Here is a 16,851-nt window from a genome sequence, read left to right as displayed (position 1 = left end):
TCACTCCTCAGTTCATTTGGCGGCGCAGGAAACGCCCCGCACGCCCGATAATCTTTTTATCGCTGCCGTAGCTCATCACGCCGTTGACCATCACCGCCTCAATACCGTCCGCCGGTTGTTTCGGGTCGGAGAAGCTGGCGACATCGCGCACCGTCTGCGGATCGAACAGCACCAGATCGGCGAAATAGCCCACTTTCACCAGCCCGCGATCGGCGAGCTGGAAACGCGCCGCCGACAGTCCGGTCATTTTGTGAATAGCGGTGGTCAGCGGAAACAGCCTTTCATCGCGGCTGTAGTGGCCTAATACCCGAGGGAAAGCGCCCCACAGCCGCGGATGCGGCATCGGATCGTTCGGCAGACCGTCAGAGCCGATCATCGTCACCGGATAACGCAGTACCCGCCGTACGTCCTGCTCATCCATGTTGTAGTAAATGGCCCCGGCGGGCATCAGCCGCGCCGCCGCCTCATGCAGGCTAACCTGCCAGCCGTCGGCAATCTGCTGCAGGGTTTTCCCGGCCTGTTCCGGCTGCGCTTCCGACCAGGTGATGACGATGTCGAACTCATCGGTCACCTGCTTCATATCCAGCGTCGATGAGCTGGCGGAATAGGGGTAGCAGTCGCAGGCGATCTCCTGGCGCTGGCGCATTTCATCAAAGAAGGCCAGCGTCTCCTTCGTGCGACCCCAGTTTTTCGCGCCGGCGCACTTGTGGTGCGAAACCACCACCGGCACGTTGCCGTGGCGGCCAATGCGGAACGCCTCGTCGAGCGCATCCAGAATCGGCTCGAACTCCGAACGCAGGTGGGTGGTATAAATTCCCCCCTCTGCCGCCAGTTCCTCGGCCAGCGCCATCACCTCTTCAGTGGTGGACTGAAACGCGCTGGCGTAGGCCAGCCCGCTGCTCAGGCCAAGCGCGCCCTGGCGCAGCGCGTCGCGCAGCTGGACGCGCATCCCGGCGATTTCGCTTTCGGTCGCCGGGCGGAACAGATCGTCCATATGATTATTACGCAGCGCGGTATGGCCAATCAGCGTGCCAACGTTCAACGACGGCTTTGCCGCCTCCACCGCGTGGGCGTAAGCGTCCACGGTGGGGTAAATAAAGTGCTCCTGCTCGCCCAGCAGGTTCATCGGGTCCGGCACGCCGTCGCGCAGGGTCGCCGTCGCCGCGCTGATCCCGCAGTTGCCGACAATCACCGTCGTCACCCCCTGGCTCAGCTTGGGCAAATAGGCCGGCATACGGATGACGTTAATGTCGTCATGGGTATGCACATCGATAAATCCGGGCGCCAGCACGCGCCCCTGCCCGTCAATCACCTGCTCCGCCGGCAGGTTTAGCGCCGGGGCCACTTCCACAATTCGATCGCCCTTCACCGCCACGTCGCCGCGAAACTGCGGTCCGCCGCTGCCGTCAATGACCGTGACGTTTTTGAAAAGCCAGTTAACTTTCATCGCAATTACTCCCTTTCAACTCTGCCGACAAGTTAACCATTTACAAGGCGGAAAAACAGTGGAAAACTACGCAAAAACCAGATCAAATTATGATACTTTTATTCATACATAACGAAATAAAGTAAATAAATATATATTTTTCAATTAATTATAATTGATACTCAGCTTTAATCCGAGCATAAACCCTGAAAGGATAATGTTATGAAATACCATCAAGATACACTGATTCCGCATAAGGCCGCCGTCATGTCCGCCCCGGCGAATCTGCTGGCGGAGGAGGTCTGCCTCCCTGCCGCGCTGCTGAAAAAAACGGCGCTGGAGAATAACATCGCCTGGATGCAGCGCTATGCCGACGCGCGCGGCGTCTCGCTGGCGCCGCACGGCAAAACGACGATGACGCCGTGGATTTTTCAGGCCCAGCAGCGGGCGGGCGCATGGGGGATCGGCGCAGGCAGCGCCTGGCAGGCTGGCGCGGCGATGGCCAGCGGGGTTGAGCGCGTCCTGATGGTCAATCAGCTGGTCGGCAGGGCGAATATGCAGGCGGTTTCGCGGCTGAAAGCGCATTACCGGGCGGCGGATTTTATCTGCTGTATCGATAGCCTCGCCAACGCCCGCGCGCTGTCGGCCTTTTTCAGCGAACGGCGGCAAACGCTGGACGTGCTAATTGAGCTGGGCGTGGCCGGCGGGCGCTGCGGCTGCCGCAGCGTTGACGATGCGCTAACCCTGGCGCAGGCCGTCGCGGACCTTCCTGGCCTCAAGCTGCGCGGTCTCGAACTGTATGAAGGGGTGCTGCACGGCGACGATCCGCAGCCGCAGGTGGAAGTGCTGCTGCGCCAGGCCGCCGATTTGGCCTGCCGGATGGAGCATTTGGTTGAGGGGGAGTTTGTGCTGACCGGCGCGGGCACCGTCTGGTATGACGTGGTGTGCAATATCTGGCTGGCGGCGCAGAAGCCGGCGCGGTGCCGAATCGTCATTCGCCCCGGCTGCTATATCACCCACGACCGGGGGATCTACGATATCGCGCAAAAAGCGCTGGTGGCGCGCGATCCGATCGCCTGCGATCTGGGCGGCGATTTAACCTCGGCGCTGGAGCTGATGGCGATGGTCCAGTCGGTGCCGGAAGCGGATCGCGCGGTGGTCAACTTCGGTAAACGCGACTGCGCCTTCGACGCCGGGCTGCCGCAGCCGATCGACCGGTATCGCAACGGCGAGCGGCTGTCCGCAGAGGGGATCGAAAGCGTCGGGATCATGGATCAGCACTGTATGCTGCGCCTCGCGCCCGGCAGCGACGTGCAGGTCGGCGATATTCTGGTGTTCGGCACCTCGCACCCGTGCCTGACGTTTGATAAATGGAAAACCCTGCTGCTGGTGGATGAGCAGTATAACGTGCTGGAAGAGCTGGATACCCTGTTCTGAAGAACGCCTTCTCCCGGAGGCGGCGCGCTGCGCCTGTCCGGGCTACCAGACGGTGAACCCGTAGCCCGGACAGGTGCGCCAGCACCGCCTCCGGGATGTTTTTCGCGCGGACAACGCATTACGCCTCTTCCTCGCCCCGCGTTCCATTCCCCAGGGCGATAAACTCCTCCAGCAGCGCGGTAAGCTGGCGCATTTTTTCGACGGTAAACTCGGCTTCTATCTGGCGATAGGCTTCTTCGACCTGGGCCTGGGCGCTTTCATACAGCTTCAGGCCCGCCGGGGTCAGCGAAACGTACAGCTTGCGCTGATCGTTAACCGGCTTTAAGCGCAGTACCAGGCCGTCGCGTTCCATACGGGTCAGGATGCCGGTCAGGCTCGGGCGTAAAATACAGGCGCGAAAGGCCAGGTCGTGAAAATCCATCGACGGATTTTCGGCGAGGATCCGCACGATACGCCACTGCTGCTCGGTAAGATTATGGCGTTTAACGATGGGCCGAAAGTGGGCCATCGCCGCTTCCCGCGCCTGCAGCAGCGCGATAGTTAACGAATCATGCATCACATACCTCTGAATGAAATTCCTCATCTGTTAATAAGTTAATAATTAGCCTTAATTGCCGCAGAAGGCAACCGGTTTCTGTCTTTGAAAAGTACCAGATGGTACAAAGAAATTTAATTACCAATTGATTTAAAACATAAAAATTAAAATTCTGTAAATATATTGTTAATCCGATCACAAAACATTCACTTCTGTTTGCCAAACCTTCCTGCAAAGCATAAAAGATGATCATTAACATATTAATGAAATTCGTTATTCCCAAATCTGCAGCAGAGGAGTGGTCAATGAAAGGCACCATCTTCGCCGTGGCGCTTAACCACCGCAGCCAGCTCGACGCCTGGCGCGAAGCGTTCCAACAGGCTCCCTATAAAACCCCGCCGAAGACCGCGGTCTGGTTTATCAAACCGCGCAACACCGTTATCGGCGACGGCGAGAGTATCCCCTATCCGGACGGTGAAACCGTGCAGAGCGGCGCCACCGTGGCGCTGATCGTTGGTAAAACCGCGCGCAAAGTCGCCGCAGAAGACGCTGCGGCTTATATTGCCGGGTACGCGCTGGCCAACGACATCAGCCTGCCGGAAGAGAGCTTCTATCGTCCGGCCATCAAAGCCAAATGCCGCGACGGCTTCTGCCCGCTGGGCGCCCTCGCGCCGCTCAGCAACGTCGATAACCTGACCATCATCACCGAAATCAACGGTCGCGAAGCGGACAGCTGGAATACCGCCGATCTTCAGCGCTCCGCCGCCGAGCTGCTAAGCGCCCTGAGCGAATTCGCCACCCTCAATCCCGGCGATGCGATTCTGATCGGTACGCCCCACACTCGCGTTACGCTGCGCCCCGGCGATCGCGTACGCCTTCTCGCCGAGGGCTTCCCGGCGCTGGAAAACCCGGTGGTTGCTGAAGGAGAGCTGGCATGAGACGAGCACGTATTGAGTGGCAAGGACAGCGGCACGATGTCCAGGTTAATGAACGCGGTCAGGTCAAGCTCGCCAACGGCAGTCTGCTTAAGGAAGGCGAGTTTCGCTGGCTGCCGCCCGCCAACGGCACCCTGTTCGCGCTGGGCCTGAACTACGCCGATCACGCCAGCGAGCTGGCGTTTACGCCGCCAACGGAGCCGCTGGTATTTATCAAAGCGCCCAACACCTTTATCGGCCACCGGCAGGAATCAGTGCGCCCGGATAACGTCGAGTACATGCATTACGAGGCGGAACTGGTGGTGGTGATTGGCAAAACCGCGCGTAAGGTCGCCGAAGCCGACGCTATGGCGTACGTAGCCGGCTACACCGTCTGCAACGATTACGCCATCCGCGACTACCTGGAAAACTACTATCGCCCCAACCTGCGGGTCAAAAGCCGTGACACCCTGACGCCGATCGGCCCGTGGATCGTCGGCAAAGAGGCGATCCCGGATCCGCATAACCTGGCGCTGTGCACCTGGGTCAACGGCGAACTACGCCAGCAGGGCACCACCGCCGATCTGATCTTCAGCATTCCGTTCCTGATCGCTTACCTCAGCGAATTTATGACCCTGCAGCCGGGCGACATGATCGCCACCGGCACGCCTAAAGGGCTATCGGACGTGGTGCCGGGCGATGAAGTGATCGTCGAAGTGGAGGGCGTCGGCCGTCTGGTCAACCACATCATCAGCCAGCAGGCATATGAGGAGAAGCTGTCATGAAAAAAATTAACCACTGGATCAACGGCAAAAACGTCGCCGGAAGCGACTATTTCCACACCACCAACCCGGCCACTGGCGAAGTGCTGGCGGAGGTCGCCTCCGGCGGCGCCGACGAGGTGAATCAGGCGGTAGCCGCGGCGAAAGAGGCGTTCCCGAAATGGGCCAATCTGCCGATGAAAGAGCGCGCGCGTCTGATGCGCCGGCTGGGGGATCTGATCGATCAGAACGTCCCGGAGATCGCCGCCATGGAGACTGCCGATACCGGTCTGCCGATCCACCAGACCAAAAACGTGCTGATCCCGCGCGCTTCGCATAACTTCGAGTTCTTCGCCGAGGTGTGCCAGCAGATGAACGGCAAGACCTACCCGGTTGACGACAAGATGCTCAACTATACCCTCGTGCAGCCGGTCGGCGTCTGCGCGCTGGTGTCGCCGTGGAACGTGCCGTTTATGACCGCGACCTGGAAGGTGGCGCCGTGCCTGGCGCTGGGTAATACCGCGGTGCTGAAGATGTCCGAACTGTCGCCGCTAACTGCCGACCGTCTTGGCGAGCTGGCGCTGGAAGCGGGTATTCCGGCGGGTGTGCTGAACGTGGTTCAGGGCTACGGCGCGACAGCGGGCGATGCGCTGGTCCGCCACCATGACGTGCGCGCGGTGTCTTTCACCGGCGGTACCGCCACCGGGCGCAACATCATGAAAAACGCCGGGCTGAAAAAGTACTCCATGGAGCTGGGCGGCAAATCGCCAGTGCTGATTTTCGAAGACGCCGATATTGAGCGCGCCCTCGACGCCGCGCTGTTCACCATCTTCTCGATCAACGGTGAACGCTGCACCGCCGGTTCACGCATCTTTATTCAGCAGAGCATCTATCCCGAGTTCGTTAAACGCTTCGCCGAGCGGGCGAACCGCCTGCGCGTCGGCGACCCGACCGACCCGAACACCCAAGTGGGGGCGCTGATTAGCCAGCAGCACTGGGAGAAAGTCTCCGGCTATATCCGCCTCGGCATTGAAGAAGGGGCGACCCTGCTGGCCGGCGGCGCGGATAAACCGACCGATCTGCCCGCCCATCTGAGAAACGGCAACTTCCTGCGGCCCACGGTGCTGGCGGACGTCGATAACCGCATGCGCGTGGCGCAGGAAGAGATTTTTGGCCCGGTAGCCTGTCTGCTGCCGTTTAAAGACGAGGCGGAAGGTCTGCGCCTGGCCAACGACGTGGAGTACGGCCTCGCCTCGTATATCTGGACCCAGGACGTCAGCAAAGTGCTGCGCCTGGCGCGCGGCATCGAAGCCGGAATGGTGTTCGTCAACACTCAGAACGTCCGCGACCTGCGTCAGCCTTTCGGCGGCGTGAAGGCCTCCGGCACCGGCCGCGAAGGCGGCGAATACAGCTTTGAAGTGTTCGCTGAAATGAAAAACGTCTGCATCTCGATGGGCGACCATCCGATCCCAAAATGGGGAGTCTGATATGGGAAAGTTAGCGTTAGCAGCAAAAACCACTCACGTACCGTCGATGTATCTTTCTGAACTGCCGGGTAAAAATCACGGCTGTCGTCAGGGAGCCATCGACGGGCACAAGGAAATCGGCAAGCGGTGCCGCGAACTCGGCGTCGATACCTTCATCGTCTTTGATACCCACTGGCTGGTCAACAGCGCTTACCACATTAACTGCGCCGACCATTTCCAGGGCGTCTATACCAGCAACGAGCTGCCGCATTTTATCCGCGACATGACCTACGACTACGACGGTAACCCGGAGCTCGGCCACCTGATCGCCGACGAAGCGGTCAAGCTCGGCGTCCGCGCTAAAGCGCACAACATCCCGAGCCTTAAGCTGGAGTACGGCACGCTGGTGCCGATGCGCTACATGAACGCCGATAAGCACTTCAAAGTGGTGTCGATCTCCGCCTTCTGTACCGTTCACGACTTCGCCGACAGCCGCAAGCTGGGCGAAGCCATTCGTAAAGCTATCGAGAAATATGACGGCACCGTAGCGGTTCTGGCCAGCGGCTCGCTCTCACATCGCTTTATCGATGACCAGCGCGCAGAAGAAGGCATGAACAGCTATACCCGCGAGTTCGATCATCAGATGGATGAGCGGGTCGTGAAGCTGTGGCGCGAGGGTAAATTCAAAGAGTTCTGCACCATGCTGCCGGAGTACGCCGACTACTGCTACGGCGAAGGCAATATGCACGACACGGTGATGCTGCTGGGCCTGCTGGGCTGGGATAAATACGACGGCAAAGTGGAATTTATCACCGAACTGTTCGCCAGCTCCGGCACCGGCCAGGTCAACGCCGTGTTCCCGCTGCCGGAAACGGCTTAAGGAGAGCGCAGAATGCCGCATTTTATCGCTGAATGTACCGACAACATCCGGGAACAGGCTGATTTACCGGATCTGTTCAGCAAAGTGAACGACGCGCTGGCGGCGACCGGCATCTTTCCCATCGGCGGCATTCGCAGCCGCGCCATCTGGCTGGATACCTGGCAGATGGCCGACGGCCAGCATGATTATGCCTTTGTGCATATGACGCTGAAGATTGGCGCCGGGCGCAGCCTGGAGAGCCGCCAGGACGTGGGCGATATGCTGTTCACGCTGATCAAAGCCCATTTCGCCGCGCTAATGGAGAGCCGCTACCTGGCGCTGTCGTTTGAGCTCGATGAACTGCACCCGACGCTGAACTACAAGCAGAACAACGTGCACGCCTTGTTTAAATAGCGTGCGCCCGGCCAGTCCCCTCTCCTCGTTAGGGAGAGGGAGAAAACAAGCACTGCCACAAAACCCCAGGCCGGGTAAGACGCGCCAGCGTCGCCACCCGGCGCAGCAGCACCGAAAGACGTAACAGGAAGCGACTATGCTCGATAAACATACCCATACCCTGATCGCCCAGCGGTTGAACCAGGCGGAAAAACAGCGTGAACAGATCCGCGCCATCTCGCTGGATCACCCGACGATCACCATCGAAGACGCCTACGCCGTACAGCGCGAATGGGTAAATATGAAAATCGCCGAAGGCCGCGTGCTGAAAGGGCATAAAATCGGCCTGACCTCAAAAGCGATGCAGGCCAGCTCGCAGATAAGCGAGCCGGACTACGGCGCGCTGCTGGACGATATGTTTTTCCACGACGGCGGCGATATCCCCACCGACCGCTTTATCGTCCCGCGTATCGAAGTGGAGCTGGCCTTCGTGCTCGCCAAACCGCTGCGCGGCCCCAACTGCACGCTGTTCGACGTGTATAACGCCACCGACTACGTGATCCCGGCGCTGGAGCTGATTGACGCCCGCTGCCACAACATCGATCCGGAAACCCAGCGTCCGCGTAAAGTTTTCGACACTATTTCCGATAACGCCGCCAACGCCGGGGTGATCCTTGGCGGTCGACCGATTAAACCCGACGAGCTGGACCTACGCTGGATCTCCGCTCTGCTCTATCGCAACGGCGTGATTGAAGAGACCGGCGTCGCTGCGGGGGTGCTGAATCACCCGGCCAACGGCGTGGCCTGGCTGGCGAACAAGCTGGCGCCGTACGACGTCCAGCTGGAAGCCGGACAGATTATTCTCGGCGGCTCCTTTACGCGTCCGGTACCGGCGCGCAAGGGCGACACCTTCCACGTCGACTACGGCAATATGGGCGCGATCAGCTGCCGGTTTGTCTAGGAGAAACATGATGAATAACGCCTTTAAAGACGCCTTAAAAGCGGGTAGACCGCAGATTGGCCTGTGGCTGGGGCTGACCAGCAGCTACAGCGCCGAGCTGCTGGCCGGGGCCGGATTCGACTGGCTGCTGATCGACGGCGAGCATGCGCCAAACAGCGTGCAGACGATACTGGCCCAGCTGCAGGCGATCGCTCCTTACCCCAGCCAGCCGGTGGTCCGTCCGTCGTGGAACGATCCGGTGCAGATCAAACAGCTGCTGGATATCGGCGCCCAAACCCTGCTGGTGCCGATGGTGCAAAACGCCGATGAAGCGCGGCTGGCGGTGAAAGCCACCCGCTATCCGCCCGCCGGCATTCGCGGCGTCGGCAGCGCGCTGGCCCGCGCCTCGCGCTGGAACCGCGTCCCGGATTATCTCCATCAGGCCAACGACGCGATGTGCGTGCTGGTGCAGATCGAAACTCGCGAAGCGCTCAGCAATCTGCCGCAGATCCTCGATGTCGAGGGCGTGGACGGCGTGTTTATCGGCCCGGCGGATCTGAGCGCCGATATGGGCTTCAGCGGCAACCCGCAGCATCCGGAAGTGCAGGCCGCCATTGAGCGCGCCATCGCGCAAATTCGCGCGGCGGGCAAAGCGCCGGGGATCCTGATGGCCAGCGAGCCGCTGGCGAAGCGCTACCTGGAGCTCGGCGCGCTGTTTGTCGCCGTCGGCGTCGATACCACCCTGCTGGCCCGCGGCGCGGAAGCGCTGGCGGCGCGATTTGGCGCGGAAAAAAACCGCCCAGGGTTCGTCAGGCGTCTATTAACGCCGGGTGGCGCTGCGCTTACCCGGCAACCCGCAGTACCCTACAAAATTCCCATTAGAGGAAAATGATAATGAGCGATACATCATCTGCCATCCCGGAAAAGTTCGATCCGGCTAATCAGCACAAGCAGCTGACGGCGCAGCAGCAGTCGGTTATCAACAAGCTCTTTCGCCGCCTGATCGTGTTTTTGTTCGTGCTGTTTATCTTTTCGTTTTTAGATCGCATCAATATCGGCTTTGCCGGGCTGACCATGGGGCAGGATCTGGGCCTTAACGCCACCATGTTCGGCCTTGCCACCACCCTGTTTTACGCTACCTACGTCATTTTCGGCATTCCGAGCAACGTGATGCTCAGCATCGTCGGCGCTCGCCGCTGGATCGCCACCATCATGGTGCTGTGGGGCATCGCCTCCACCGCCACCATGTTCGCAACCGGTCCGAACAGCCTCTATATCCTGCGCATGCTGGTAGGGATCACCGAGGCCGGTTTTCTGCCCGGCATTCTGCTCTATCTAACCTACTGGTTCCCGGCCTTTTTCCGCGCCCGCGCCAACGCGCTGTTTATGATCGCGATGCCGGTCACCACCGCGCTGGGGTCAATCGTCTCCGGCTATATCTTGTCGATGGACGGCCTGCTCAACCTGCACGGCTGGCAGTGGCTGTTCCTGCTGGAAGGCTTCCCGTCGGTGCTGCTCGGCATTATGGTCTGGTTCTGGCTTGATGATTCGCCGTCGAAGGCCAAGTGGCTGACCGCGGAAGACAAAAAATGCCTGCAGGAGATGATGGATAACGACCGCCTGACGCTGGTCCAGCCGGAAGGGGCGATCAGCCATCACGCCATGCAGCAGCGCAGCCTGTGGCGGGAAGTGTTCACGCCGATCGTGCTGATGTACACCCTGGCCTATTTCTGCCTGACCAATACGCTCAGCGCGATCAGCATCTGGACGCCGCAGATCCTCAAAAGCTTTAACGAAAGCAGCAGCAATATCACCATCGGCCTGCTGGCGGCGATCCCGCAGATTTGTACCATTCTCGGGATGATCTACTGGAGCCGCCACTCCGATAAACACCAGGAGCGTAAGCACCACACCGCCCTGCCGTTCCTGTTCGCCGCCGCGGGCTGGCTGCTGGCGTCGGCCACCGATCACAGTCTGATCCAACTGTTCGGGATCGTGATGGCCTCCACCGGATCGTTTAGCGCAATGGCCATTTTCTGGACCACGCCGGATCAGTCGATCAGCCTGCGCGCCAGAGCGATCGGCATCGCGGTGATCAACGCGACCGGCAATATCGGATCGGCGCTCAGCCCCTTTATGATCGGCTGGCTGAAGGATATTACCGGCAGCTTTAGCAGCGGCCTGTGGTTCGTCGCCGCCCTGCTGGTCATCGGCGCGGTGATTATCTGGGCGATTCCGATGAAAGGATCGCGTCCGCGCGCGACGCCGTAAGGAGCCGCTATGTGCCAGAGCCCTGTTACCAATATCGATATGAATAAAGAGTACGATGAGAGTCTGGGGACGGAAGAGGTGCATTATCAATCGTTTGCCCGGATGGCGGAGTTCTTTGGCCGCGATATGCAGGCGCACCGCCACGACCAGTATTTTCAGATGCACTTTCTCGATACCGGGCAGATTGAGCTACAGCTCGACGATCATCGCTATTCGGTGCAGGCGCCGCTGTTTGTCCTGACGCCGCCCTCGGTGCCGCACGCTTTTATCACCGAGTCCGATAGCGATGGTCACGTGCTGACGGTGCGCGAGGATCTGGTCTGGCCGCTGCTGGAGGTGCTGTACCCCGGCACCCGGGAGGCCTTCGGCCTGCCGGGCATCTGCCTGTCGCTGGCCGATAAGCCCGAGGAGCTGGCGGCGCTGGCGCACTACTGGCGGCTGATTGAACGAGAATCGACCTCGCAGCTGCCGGGGCGGGAACACACCCTGACGCTGCTGGCGCAGGCGGTGTTCACCCTGCTGCTGCGCAACGCGAAGCTTGACGACCATGCGGCCAGCGGGATACGCGGCGAGCTCAAGCTGTTCCAGCGGTTTAACCAGCTGATCGACAGCCACTACCACCAGCACTGGACGGTACCGGATTACGCCTGCGAGCTGCATCTGACCGAATCCCGGTTAACCGATATTTGCCGCCGCTTCGCCAACCGACCGCCCAAGCGGCTGATTTTCGACCGGCAGCTGCGCGAGGCCAGGCGATTACTGCTCTTCTCCGACAGTACGATCGGTGAGATAGCCTGGCAGTTGGGATTTAAGGATCCGGCCTATTTTGCCCGCTTTTTTAACCGCCTGACGGGCTGTTCGCCGAGCGCGTTCAGAACGCAAAAAGTACCGGTGTCTTAGGATCGTCCCGCAGGCGATGCCGTGCATCTGTCCAGGCTACCGGCCCGCAGACGGCGGTGAACCCGTAGCCCGGGCAAGGCGCGTCAAGCGCCGCCCCCGGGAGCAGAGCGCAGAGTCGCTGAATGTCCCGCAGGCGATGCCGCGCATCTGTTCGGCTACAAATTCAAAACCCGCGCTGACTTATCGCCCGGTTCACCGGGGAGCCAGGCCGGAAAATAGAAAAACCGACCCCGATCACATAACCCAATCCCGCCTGAAAAGTACCGACCGTTGACCTAAAAGTCTCTTCACGAAAGCCGCGTTAACCGCTTCAATTGAACAACAAAAACAAAACATAAATTTAACATCGCATTCCGATTAATACTGAAGAGGTCACCTATGAAACCTGAAAACTTCCGTGCAGATACCAAGCGCCCGTTAACCGGTGAAGAGTACCTGAAGAGCCTGCAGGACGGCCGCGAAATCTATATTTACGGTGAACGCGTTAAAGACGTGACCACCCATCCGGCGTTCCGCAACGCCGCCGCCTCCGTCGCCCAAATGTACGACGCGCTGCATAAACCCGAGCTGCAGGATACCCTGTGCTGGGGCACCGACACCGGCAGCGGCGGCTACACCCACAAGTTCTTCCGCGTGGCGAAAAGCGCCGATGACCTGCGCCAGCAGCGCGACGCCATCGCCGAATGGTCGCGCCTGAGCTACGGCTGGATGGGCCGCACCCCGGACTACAAGGCCGCGTTCGGCTGCGCGCTCGGCGCGAACCCGGGATTTTACGGCCAGTTCGAGCAGAACGCCCGCGACTGGTACACCCGCATCCAGGAAACCGGCCTGTACTTTAACCACGCCATCGTCAACCCGCCGATCGATCGCCATAAGCCCGCCGATGAAGTGAAAGATGTTTATATCAAGCTGGAGAAAGAGACCGACGCTGGGATCATCGTCAGCGGCGCGAAGGTGGTGGCCACCAACTCGGCGCTGACCCACTACAACATGATCGGCTTCGGCTCGGCGCAGGTGATGGGCGAAAACCCCGACTTCGCGCTGATGTTCGTCGCGCCGATGGATGCCGAAGGCGTTAAGCTTATCTCCCGCGCCTCCTATGAGCTGGTCGCCGGCGCCACCGGATCGCCGTACGACTATCCGCTCTCCAGCCGCTTCGACGAAAATGATGCGATCCTGGTGATGGATAACGTGCTGATCCCATGGGAAAACGTCCTGATCTATCGCGACTTCGACCGCTGCCGCCGCTGGACGATGGAAGGCGGCTTCGCCCGCATGTATCCGCTGCAGGCCTGCGTGCGCCTGGCGGTGAAGCTCGATTTCATCACCGCCCTGCTGAAACGCTCGCTGGAGTGTACCGGCACCCTTGAGTTCCGCGGCGTGCAGGCCGAGCTCGGCGAAGTGGTGGCCTGGCGCAATATGTTCTGGGCGCTGAGCGATTCAATGTGCGCCGAAGCGACGCCGTGGGTCAACGGCGCGTATCTGCCGGATCACGCCGCGCTGCAAACCTACCGCGTGATGGCGCCGATGGCCTACGCCAAAATCAAAAACATTATCGAGCGCAGCGTCACCAGCGGCCTGATCTACCTGCCGTCCAGCGCCCGCGATCTCAACAACCCGCAGATCAACGAATACCTGGCGAAATACGTGCGCGGATCGAACGGTATGGATCACGTCGAGCGTATCAAGATCCTCAAACTGATGTGGGACGCGATCGGCAGCGAATTCGGCGGCCGCCATGAGCTGTATGAAATCAACTATTCCGGTAGCCAGGATGAGATTCGCCTGCAGTGCCTGCGTCAGGCGCAAAGCTCCGGCAACATGGACAAAATGATGGCGATGGTGGATCGCTGCCTGTCCGAGTACGACCAGAACGGCTGGACGGTGCCGCATCTGCACAACAATACCGATATCAACATGCTGGATAAGCTGCTGAAGTAACCGGCAGCGGGAGGTCACAATGCAATTAGATGAACAACGTCTGCGTTTTCGCGATGCCATGGCCAGTCTGTCGGCCGCCGTTAACGTCATCACCACCGAAGGCGAGGCGGGCCGCTGCGGTATCACCGCCACCGCGGTCTGTTCGGTGACCGATACGCCGCCGTCGGTGATGGTCTGCATCAACGCCAATAGCGCGATGAATCCGGTGTTTCAGGGCAACGGCAAGCTGTGCATCAACGTGCTGAACCACGAGCAAGAGGAGATGGCCCGCCACTTCGCCGGCATGACCGGGATGACGATGGACGACCGCTTCGGCCTCAGCGGCTGGCAAAAAGGCGCGCTGGGCCAGCCGGTGCTGAAAGGCGCGCTGGCGAGCCTCGAAGGCGAAATTAGCCAGGTGCAGACCATCGGTAGCCATCTGGTCTATCTGGTGGAAATCAGGAATATTACCCTGAGCCAGCAAGGTCACGGGCTGATTTACTTTAAGCGCCGCTTCCATCCGGTGATGATGGAGATGGACGTCGTGGCGTAGTTTTGCTTCCCCTCTCTCGCGGGAGAGGGGATTGTCTGTTTTCTCCGCTCGTCACAGTGAGAATATACCTGTGATCTCAATCACATATTTAAGCCCGCCGGGATTCCTGCCCAACCGCTTACCCCCGCAAGTGACCGCTTAACCCTACATATAACCACTCACAGATTTACCCAACTTTACGCGCGCGACGTTCTGGCAAGATGGTCCCCAGCATAGCTAATCAATGCCTCCTCAAACCCTAACTAAACCCAGACGGCTTCGGCCCATTATTCATCTTATTAAGCCAGGTTTTACTATGGATACTAAAAAGTTATTCAAGCACATACCCTGGGTGATTCTTGGAATCATCGGGGCATTTTGCCTCTCGGTCGTCGCTCTGCGCCGCGGTGAGCACGTCAGTGCGCTGTGGATCGTGGTGGCGTCGGTTTCCGTCTACCTCGTCGCCTACCGTTATTACAGCCTGTATATCGCGCAAAAGGTAATGAAGCTCGACCCTACGCGCTCCACGCCTGCGGTGATTAACAACGATGGCCTGAACTACGTTCCGACCAACCGCTACGTGCTGTTTGGCCACCACTTTGCCGCTATCGCCGGCGCCGGTCCGCTGGTGGGCCCGGTGCTCGCCGCGCAGATGGGCTACCTGCCGGGTACCCTGTGGCTACTGGCGGGCGTGGTGCTGGCCGGGGCGGTGCAGGACTTTATGGTGCTGTTTATCTCCTCGCGCCGTAACGGCGCCTCGCTGGGGGAAATGATCAAGCAGGAGATGGGGCCGGTACCGGGATCCATCGCCCTGTTCGGCTGCTTCCTGATAATGATCATCATCCTCGCGGTGCTGGCGTTGATCGTGGTGAAAGCGCTGGCGGAAAGCCCGTGGGGCGTGTTTACCGTCTGCTCGACCGTGCCGATTGCCCTGTTTATGGGGATCTATATGCGCTTCCTGCGCCCAGGCCGCGTAGGCGAAGTGTCGGTGATTGGTATCGTCCTGCTGGTGGCGTCCATTTACTTCGGCGGCATCATTGCCCACGACCCGTACTGGGGCCCGGCGCTGACCTTTAAAGACACCACTATTACCTTTACCCTGATCGGCTACGCGTTTATCTCCGCGCTGCTGCCGGTGTGGCTGATTCTGGCGCCGCGTGACTACCTGGCGACCTTCCTGAAAATCGGCGTTATCGTCGGCCTGGCGCTGGGGATCGTTATCCTCAACCCGGACCTGAAAATGCCGGCGGTGACCCAGTACATTGACGGTACCGGCCCGCTGTGGAAAGGCGCCCTGTTCCCGTTCCTGTTTATCACCATCGCCTGCGGCGCGGTCTCCGGCTTCCACGCCCTGATCGCTTCCGGCACCACGCCGAAGCTGCTGGCTAACGAAACCGACGCCCGCTTTATCGGCTACGGCGCGATGCTGATGGAGTCCTTCGTGGCGGTGATGGCGCTGGTAGCGGCCTCAATCATCGAACCGGGCCTCTACTTCGCGATGAACACCCCGCCGGCGGGCCTCGGCATCACCATGCCGAACCTGCACGAAATGGGCGGTGAAAACGCCGCGCTGATTGCCGCGCAGCTAAGGGATGTCACCGCGCACGCGGCGGCGACCGTCAGCTCCTGGGGCTTTGTGATTTCACCTGAGCAAATCCTGCAAACCGCGAAAGATATCGGCGAACCGTCGGTACTCAACCGCGCGGGCGGCGCGCCGACGCTGGCTGTGGGTATCGCTCACGTGTTCCACAAAATCATCCCGATGGCGGATATGGGCTTCTGGTACCACTTCGGTATTCTGTTTGAAGCGCTATTTATCCTCACCGCGCTGGATGCCGGTACCCGCGCAGGCCGCTTTATGCTGCAGGATCTGCTGGGCAACTTCGTACCGTTCCTCAAGAAAACCGACTCGCTGGTGGCGGGTATTATCGGCACCGCGGGCTGCGTCGGCCTATGGGGCTACCTGCTGTATCAGGGCGTGGTCGACCCGCTGGGCGGCGTGAAGAGCCTGTGGCCGCTGTTCGGTATCTCTAACCAGATGCTGGCCGCCGTGGCGCTGGTGCTCGGCACCGTGGTGCTGGTCAAAATGCAGCGCACCAAATATATCTGGGTCACCGTGATCCCGGCCGCGTGGCTGCTGCTGTGCACCACCTGGGCGCTGGGCCTGAAACTGTTCAGCACCAACCCGCAGATGGAAGGTTTCTTCTTCATGGCGCAGCAGTATAAAGAGAAGATCGCCGCCGGCGGCGAACTGACCGCGCAGCAGATTGCCAACATGAACCATATCGTGGTGAACAACTACACCAACGCGGGTCTGAGCATTCTGTTCCTGGTGGTGGTCTACAGCATCATCTTCTACGGCATCAAAACCTGGCTCAACGTGCGCAACAATAAAGTGCGTACTGACAAAGAGACGCCGTACGTGCCGGTACCGGAAGGCGGCGTGAAGACCTCTTCGCATCACTAAACCTTAATGCCGGATGGCGCTACGCTTATC

At 59.9% G+C, this 16,851-nt stretch carries 13 protein-coding genes and 2 pseudogenes; 13 read left to right on the top strand and 2 right to left on the bottom strand.

Annotated elements, in window-relative coordinates; genetic code table 11:
* Positions 1 to 7: 7 nt before the first annotated feature.
* A complete protein-coding gene (locus tag BWI76_RS03890) occupies positions 8 to 1,447 on the bottom strand; it encodes an N-acyl-D-amino-acid deacylase family protein (RefSeq protein ID WP_004134197.1) in 1,440 nt (479 codons plus the stop codon).
* A 201-nt stretch (positions 1,448 to 1,648) separates the two neighbouring features.
* On the opposite strand from BWI76_RS03890, the gene BWI76_RS03885 reads away from it, so the two are divergent.
* Positions 1,649 to 2,863: an amino acid deaminase gene (locus BWI76_RS03885; protein WP_004134196.1), complete on the top strand. Its 1,215-nt coding sequence runs from the start codon at positions 1,649 to 1,651 to the stop codon at positions 2,861 to 2,863.
* 118 nt (positions 2,864 to 2,981) lie between these two features.
* On the opposite strand, the gene hpaR is transcribed toward BWI76_RS03885, so the two are convergent.
* Complete coding sequence (gene hpaR / locus BWI76_RS03880; RefSeq protein WP_004133165.1) at positions 2,982 to 3,419, bottom strand: homoprotocatechuate degradation operon regulator HpaR; 438 nt, start codon at positions 3,417 to 3,419, stop codon at positions 2,982 to 2,984.
* A 153-nt stretch (positions 3,420 to 3,572) separates the two neighbouring features.
* Between hpaR and BWI76_RS28740 the strand changes: the two are divergent.
* From BWI76_RS28740 to btsT, 12 genes and pseudogenes are all read left to right on the top strand, one after another.
* Positions 3,573 to 3,647 (top strand): annotated as a pseudogene (locus BWI76_RS28740) (hypothetical protein); the annotation flags it as partial.
* 56 nt (positions 3,648 to 3,703) lie between these two features.
* Positions 3,704 to 5,097: pseudogene (locus BWI76_RS28735) on the top strand (fumarylacetoacetate hydrolase family protein).
* Complete coding sequence (gene hpaE, locus BWI76_RS03865; RefSeq protein WP_024360422.1) at positions 5,094 to 6,560, top strand: 5-carboxymethyl-2-hydroxymuconate semialdehyde dehydrogenase; 1,467 nt, start codon at positions 5,094 to 5,096, stop codon at positions 6,558 to 6,560. Before BWI76_RS28735 ends, hpaE begins: the two are co-directional and overlap by 4 nt.
* A gap of 1 nt (position 6,561) precedes the next feature.
* The gene (gene hpaD / locus BWI76_RS03860; protein WP_004133172.1) at positions 6,562 to 7,419 is read left to right on the top strand and encodes a 3,4-dihydroxyphenylacetate 2,3-dioxygenase; all 858 of its coding nucleotides are present in this window, start codon (positions 6,562 to 6,564) and stop codon (positions 7,417 to 7,419) included.
* A gap of 12 nt (positions 7,420 to 7,431) precedes the next feature.
* Positions 7,432 to 7,812 carry a 5-carboxymethyl-2-hydroxymuconate Delta-isomerase gene (locus tag BWI76_RS03855; protein ID WP_049086533.1) on the top strand — a complete coding sequence of 127 codons (381 nt, stop codon included), beginning with the start codon at positions 7,432 to 7,434 and terminating at the stop codon, positions 7,810 to 7,812.
* Positions 7,813 to 7,948: 136 nt separating this feature from the next.
* Positions 7,949 to 8,752, top strand: coding sequence for a 2-oxo-hept-4-ene-1,7-dioate hydratase (gene hpaH, locus BWI76_RS03850; protein WP_024360424.1), 804 nt, complete (start codon positions 7,949 to 7,951; stop codon positions 8,750 to 8,752).
* 10 nt (positions 8,753 to 8,762) lie between these two features.
* Positions 8,763 to 9,623, top strand: a complete 861-nt coding sequence (hpaI, locus tag BWI76_RS03845) for a 4-hydroxy-2-oxoheptanedioate aldolase (RefSeq protein WP_413772591.1) — start codon at positions 8,763 to 8,765, stop codon at positions 9,621 to 9,623.
* Positions 9,624 to 9,625: 2 nt separating this feature from the next.
* On the top strand, positions 9,626 to 11,002 hold the full coding sequence (gene hpaX, locus BWI76_RS03840; protein ID WP_004133177.1) for a 4-hydroxyphenylacetate permease: 1,377 nt from the start codon (positions 9,626 to 9,628) through the stop codon (positions 11,000 to 11,002).
* 9 nt (positions 11,003 to 11,011) lie between these two features.
* Complete coding sequence (hpaA, locus tag BWI76_RS03835) at positions 11,012 to 11,902, top strand: 4-hydroxyphenylacetate catabolism regulatory protein HpaA (protein ID WP_024360426.1); 891 nt, start codon at positions 11,012 to 11,014, stop codon at positions 11,900 to 11,902.
* A gap of 378 nt (positions 11,903 to 12,280) precedes the next feature.
* Positions 12,281 to 13,843, top strand: a complete 1,563-nt coding sequence (gene hpaB / locus BWI76_RS03830; RefSeq protein ID WP_004133179.1) for a 4-hydroxyphenylacetate 3-monooxygenase, oxygenase component — start codon at positions 12,281 to 12,283, stop codon at positions 13,841 to 13,843.
* Positions 13,844 to 13,862: 19 nt separating this feature from the next.
* Positions 13,863 to 14,375 carry a 4-hydroxyphenylacetate 3-monooxygenase reductase subunit gene (locus BWI76_RS03825; RefSeq protein WP_004098296.1) on the top strand — a complete coding sequence of 171 codons (513 nt, stop codon included), beginning with the start codon at positions 13,863 to 13,865 and terminating at the stop codon, positions 14,373 to 14,375.
* 295 nt (positions 14,376 to 14,670) lie between these two features.
* Positions 14,671 to 16,821 (top strand): pyruvate/proton symporter BtsT, encoded by a 2,151-nt coding sequence (btsT, locus tag BWI76_RS03820; protein ID WP_024360427.1) that lies wholly within the window; start codon positions 14,671 to 14,673, stop codon positions 16,819 to 16,821.
* Positions 16,822 to 16,851 lie beyond the last annotated feature (30 nt).

This window comes from Klebsiella sp. M5al (assembly GCF_002090195.1).
In the GTDB taxonomy this organism is placed as follows: Bacteria; Pseudomonadota; Gammaproteobacteria; order Enterobacterales; family Enterobacteriaceae; genus Klebsiella; species Klebsiella grimontii.
Note: the sequence above shows the minus strand (reverse complement) of the source record. Positions and strands in the feature narration are given on the sequence as shown.

Coding starts and splice junctions, on each gene's coding strand:
- BWI76_RS03890 (WP_004134197.1), bottom strand. CDS start 1,447: ATGAAAGTTAACTGGCTTTTCAAAAACGTCACGGTCATTGACGGCAGC.
- BWI76_RS03885 (WP_004134196.1), top strand. CDS start 1,649: ATGAAATACCATCAAGATACACTGATTCCGCATAAGGCCGCCGTCATG.
- hpaR (WP_004133165.1), bottom strand. CDS start 3,419: ATGCATGATTCGTTAACTATCGCGCTGCTGCAGGCGCGGGAAGCGGCG.
- hpaE (WP_024360422.1), top strand. CDS start 5,094: ATGAAAAAAATTAACCACTGGATCAACGGCAAAAACGTCGCCGGAAGC.
- hpaD (WP_004133172.1), top strand. CDS start 6,562: ATGGGAAAGTTAGCGTTAGCAGCAAAAACCACTCACGTACCGTCGATG.
- BWI76_RS03855 (WP_049086533.1), top strand. CDS start 7,432: ATGCCGCATTTTATCGCTGAATGTACCGACAACATCCGGGAACAGGCT.
- hpaH (WP_024360424.1), top strand. CDS start 7,949: ATGCTCGATAAACATACCCATACCCTGATCGCCCAGCGGTTGAACCAG.
- hpaI (WP_413772591.1), top strand. CDS start 8,763: ATGAATAACGCCTTTAAAGACGCCTTAAAAGCGGGTAGACCGCAGATT.
- hpaX (WP_004133177.1), top strand. CDS start 9,626: ATGAGCGATACATCATCTGCCATCCCGGAAAAGTTCGATCCGGCTAAT.
- hpaA (WP_024360426.1), top strand. CDS start 11,012: ATGTGCCAGAGCCCTGTTACCAATATCGATATGAATAAAGAGTACGAT.
- hpaB (WP_004133179.1), top strand. CDS start 12,281: ATGAAACCTGAAAACTTCCGTGCAGATACCAAGCGCCCGTTAACCGGT.
- BWI76_RS03825 (WP_004098296.1), top strand. CDS start 13,863: ATGCAATTAGATGAACAACGTCTGCGTTTTCGCGATGCCATGGCCAGT.
- btsT (WP_024360427.1), top strand. CDS start 14,671: ATGGATACTAAAAAGTTATTCAAGCACATACCCTGGGTGATTCTTGGA.